The organism is uncultured Campylobacter sp., assembly GCF_937997595.1.
In the GTDB taxonomy this organism is placed as follows: Bacteria; Campylobacterota; Campylobacteria; order Campylobacterales; family Campylobacteraceae; genus Campylobacter_B.
This window is the reverse complement of the sequence record NZ_CALKTS010000115.1, coordinates 1-4381: the sequence shown is the minus strand read 5'-3', so window position 1 is coordinate 4381 and position 4381 is coordinate 1. Positions and strand designations below refer to the sequence as shown.

Below are 4381 nucleotides of genomic sequence, written 5' to 3'. Positions count from 1 at the left end.
GAGGCCCGGGTATGCAGGAGATGCTAAGCCCTACGAGCCTAATCATGGGGCGAGGGCTGGGCGCGGACGTGGCTCTCATCACGGACGGCAGGTTTAGCGGCGCGACGAGGGGGCTAAGCGTCGGACACGTGAGCCCAGAAGCTGCCGAGGGCGGCATGATCGGGCTGCTAGAGGACGGCGACGTCATCGACATCGACGTGGATACGTACGCGATCAACGTGCGCCTAAGCGAGGAGAAGATCGCTGAGCGAAGGGCTAAATTTAAGCCGATAGAAAAACCGTTGCCGTACCGCTGGCTGCGAATGTATCGCAAGCTGGTAACGAACGCTAGCAACGGAGCAATATTGGAGGCGTAGGGCGCCTTAAATTTTAAACATACCGCTGTAAAGTTGAGCAAATTTGCGACGGTTTTATTAAATTTGCGCGCAATTTTATCGTTAAGAGCCTCAAATTTACTTCGGCTAGGCGTGTCTAATATTTAGGTTAAAATAAAAAGTAAGGCGCTCTTCGACTGTTTGTAAACGACAAGCTTGTCCCCGTATGACGCGAGAAATAGAGGCTTTTAGGTGCTTAAAACCTAGTAGATAGACCGACGCTACGTTTCATTGTTAAAAACCTTAAGTTTCTTTGTTTTCGGTACGGCAGACATTGTTCTATTTTTGCCTTGTTTCATGGTAGCGGGTCAATAATCTTGTTTTATTTGCAAAGTGAAATCTGCCGTGCCTAGCAGTTCTTTTGCTTATATTTTTGCGATTAAATTTCATGATTTGAATAGAGTTTTGCTAGTGCGTTTATAAAAACTTTAGCTATGTTGTTTTATAGATAAACTGCCGAAAGCGAAGTAGTACTGCGTTAAAATTTGGGCAAAATTTTGCAAACATGCTGTTAATTTTTTGTATGACGTTACGACCAGAGCAAAAGGTACGAGTGAATAGACATACAAAAATCTATTTGTGTTTATCGTATTACTTATTTTAAAATCACTGCCAAATTTATAAGTTTCTACGAGCATCATCCTCTCCCCTAACACATACGTGCTGCCAGGCTTGTAAATGGATGCCGCTACGCCGTCTTCTTATACCCTCGTTTCACCACTGGCGTTTTTGTGCTCCTTATACAGAAACTACATAAGATGGTTATTACAGCATGTTTTTCAGTTTGCACAGAAGAAAACTTCTTGAGTCTCGACTACGGTTTTTTGAGGCTATAGAGTAGATCGGCTATTAAAATTTATAAAAATTCAAACATCTCTCCGTGCAGCCCATTGTGTATGCTCGCGGCTAAAAGCATTTTCTGCATCTCCTACAAATTTGGAAAAATCATCTTCGCTGTTTATAGTTGCTATTTGCTCATTAATAAATCCAATTTCATGAGCAGTTAATGCATAAGAAGCAGAAAGTTCAGTAAAGCGTTTTGCTTGAATCCAACTTAAAAGGCTTGATGCTAATGCAATAATTACATCTACGGGTAAATAAATAGGGTTTATTTCCGCAACTTTTAGTATTGCCAATACCACTCCAATGAAATTAGCAATAATTAACCCCCAGAAAAATAAATTTGCCTTTTTCTTATTAAAAGCAGCTTTTTTAGCATACCATTCCCTCTGATCTCTTATCCGTTTCTCACAGTAATTATTTTTACGATTATCTAAAGAAGAAGAGCGCATTTCTTGCATTGCGACTGTAAATTGCTCTTGATTAGCATAATCAATTAATTTACTACAAACATCCTGATTTTGTTCAAAAATCATTCTTAATGATTGTTTAAAATCATTCTTAGCCATCATATCTTCAGTTTGGAAAGGCTCTGCTTTACTAACATAACGCCAAGTAATAGTTTTTACTGACTCGGCAACTGCACGACCTGCATACCAATAGCGATCTGGTCTAACTCCCCATAGATAAACAGAACATCCTAATGCAGCCATAAGAGCTAATAACTGCAAAACATATACCCATTTCTCAGTTATGTTAACAGCAGACAAAGCAGCCGCTACAATAAGTACAACTAAATGAATCATCAATATGCAAAAAAAATGCTTCTGCGAATCCAGTGATAATTTATCTGCCGAACGATACAGTGCAGGAAAATCTTGTTCTTCCATGAATACCTCCTAAATTTTATATCCTAATTTTTGATAAACTATATCCTTATAGTACCAATTTCCACTATCGTTCATTTGATAATTCTTTAAGGCATACGCGATAATTTTAGGAGAAAATGATATAAAAATAGCACCAATATCCTGGATTATTTTAGGACAAGTATTTGGATTCATATAACGAGTGCCATCAAGATTGACGCCAATAATGCGACAATCTTTTTCCAAGGCAACTTCTAGTTCCCAACGTACATATTTATGTTTGGATTTTGTATCTTGCCCAATTAAAGAAATAAAAGTTCCAGCCATATTTATACGCTCCCTGCATTTCCTTTTAATATACGCTTCATTTTCGGAATTAATTTCCTGAGCCAACTGGCAATCAACAAAATTAAAATCAATTTTTGAATTATTTTTCCAAGCCCACATAAGCCAATAAGAACGAATATCTGTGCTGCTAAAGCCAACAAATGTTCTAGGCAACCCCATTTTAGCCCCATTATTTAGCATATTCGCGAATAGCCTGAACAATTGATTCGGTATTCCAACGAACATTTACAATTGAATTATCAAAAACAACTCTGGAAATTCGTTCTTGTCCACGAGGAATAATGCCCACAATAGGAATACCTAACTCTTTCGCGGTTTCTATTTCCCACTGCATCCAATCACTATGGCTTGCGTAAATGCCAGCTAGAGCAAGGACTATATTTGAATTTTCAATTCTTCTTTTTAGTACCAATTTAATATATTTTGCATTTTCAGAGTTAATAGGTTCCTCTTTTGTTGCTTCATTTGGCTTATAGAAAAAATAGTTTCTGCTATCAAGCAATTTATAAAGTGATTTAAGGTCATCAGAATGATCCCAAGAATGACTAATAAAAATATTGTATGTTTTAGCCACGAATAACTCCTCGTTAATTAAAATTTAAATGAGATTGACTAGACGTAAGGCATTTACTCCTAGAATAACCTCGCCACATATCCCACCAACCTGTCCTGTTTTTCCATCAACTATGGCTAGCAAATCTTCACCAGTGGGCAGACCTTGCGGCGTCTGCTAAATTTACGGCCAAGTAGTAGCACCTCTTCGGCAAGTTTATTTTGCTCTTGTCTTTTAGGGCTTTTATCGCCTTTTCGACCTCTTTTTATCTGTGTTTAGTGTCTGAACCATCTTGCCAGCTTTCATCGGCTCGGATGCCACTAATAGTTTCAGGATTTGCTCTTTTATTTCTCTATTTGGACTAAATTTACGATGACATTATAGCGAATAGACTTTATATAATCCAGCAAAAAATCTATTTGACGGATGTAAAATTTATAGTGAGAGTCTAAGTGCTTTGTTTTGGATTATCTGCAAAATTAAGCCACCCAAAAGACGGTTTAAATTTAAATTTCCAAGAACAAGAACTTTATTTGCTTCATCTTCTCTTGTTGCGACATAAAATTTGCCGTCCTTTACGCATATAGCCTCTTTAAAACTCAGTGCATCCGTCCCTGAACTGCCCTCCTAAAAATCGCAGAACCAGTATGGCAGATACGTCCATTTGAGTAAAATTTAAAGCTGCAAAATCGCCGATTTCCAAAATTTGAGTCGGTTTTTGTAACGGCAAACTAAGTCTGCTTTGCTGAAGGGCCAAACCTCCGAATTTATCCCACGATGGTTAAATTTAAGCCCGCGCATAAACCTTAAAATTTTTATGGATCTTGCTAGCGCCGAATTTAGCCGCACGATTTTCTCAAATTTACTTTGCCAGCTCAAAAATCGCTTTGATATTTTCCTTCGTATAGAGCTTATCTTTGCGCCAGTTTACCGCGTAGTCGTAGGCTAAATTTACAATCTCGTCTAGCGTCTCGCCTTTGATGCCGACGATTTTTATGGCGAACGAGGTCAAATTTCGCCTATCCGCGAGTAAAGTCTAGGTATTTCGGGTGATCGTAGGCAGTTTGTTAGCAGGCTTTGGCGCACATTTGGCATTTGGTTGCAGCCTACTTAATTATTTCACTAAACCGTCGTATTTCTCGCTACGTACGTGGATCTTGCTGTGTTTATGGTGTTGGCGTCTACACCGGGATCAAGCAAGCAAATTCATTAGGTCACATATAGACAAACCGCATCGCCATTAAGTTTTAAATCCTAAATCTACAAATCCCTCGGATCGGCAATCTTGCCTGCGACGGCGCTAGCTGCGGCGACGGCGGAGTTTGCTAGATATACTTCGCTCGTTCTATCGCCCATGCGGCCGACGAAATTTCGATTAGTCGTGCTTACGCAGCGCT

At 39.1% G+C, this 4381-nt stretch carries 7 protein-coding genes; 2 read left to right on the top strand and 5 right to left on the bottom strand.

Annotated elements, in window-relative coordinates; all coding sequences use genetic code 11:
- Window positions 1-356, top strand: a 356-nt coding sequence (locus Q0614_RS04040; protein ID WP_298786721.1) for a dihydroxy-acid dehydratase, incomplete at its 5' end; no start/stop codon positions are given.
- 884 nt (window positions 357-1240) lie between these two features.
- Here Q0614_RS04040 and Q0614_RS04035 read toward each other — a convergent pair.
- The 4 genes from Q0614_RS04035 to Q0614_RS04020 all read right to left on the bottom strand — a co-directional run bounded on the left by Q0614_RS04035 (window position 1241) and on the right by Q0614_RS04020 (window position 3996).
- Window positions 1241-2104, bottom strand: a complete 864-nt coding sequence (locus Q0614_RS04035; RefSeq protein WP_298786719.1) for a DUF4231 domain-containing protein — start codon at window positions 2102-2104, stop codon at window positions 1241-1243.
- 9 nt (window positions 2105-2113) lie between these two features.
- Window positions 2114-2590: a TIR domain-containing protein gene (locus Q0614_RS04030; protein WP_298786717.1), complete on the bottom strand. Its 477-nt coding sequence runs from the start codon at window positions 2588-2590 to the stop codon at window positions 2114-2116.
- Between the two features lie 10 nt (window positions 2591-2600).
- The gene (locus tag Q0614_RS04025; protein ID WP_298786715.1) at window positions 2601-3005 is read right to left on the bottom strand and encodes a TIR domain-containing protein; all 405 of its coding nucleotides are present in this window, start codon (window positions 3003-3005) and stop codon (window positions 2601-2603) included.
- Between the two features lie 841 nt (window positions 3006-3846).
- The gene (locus Q0614_RS04020) at window positions 3847-3996 is read right to left on the bottom strand and encodes a hypothetical protein (RefSeq protein ID WP_298786713.1); all 150 of its coding nucleotides are present in this window, start codon (window positions 3994-3996) and stop codon (window positions 3847-3849) included.
- Window positions 3997-4033: 37 nt separating this feature from the next.
- Between Q0614_RS04020 and Q0614_RS04015 the strand changes: the two genes are divergently transcribed.
- Window positions 4034-4228 carry a hypothetical protein gene (locus Q0614_RS04015; RefSeq protein WP_298786711.1) on the top strand — a complete coding sequence of 65 codons (195 nt, stop codon included), beginning with the start codon at window positions 4034-4036 and terminating at the stop codon, window positions 4226-4228.
- Window positions 4229-4244: 16 nt separating this feature from the next.
- Here Q0614_RS04015 and Q0614_RS04010 read toward each other — a convergent pair.
- On the bottom strand, window positions 4245-4381 hold a 137-nt coding region (locus tag Q0614_RS04010; RefSeq protein ID WP_298786723.1), incomplete at its 5' end, for an aconitase family protein.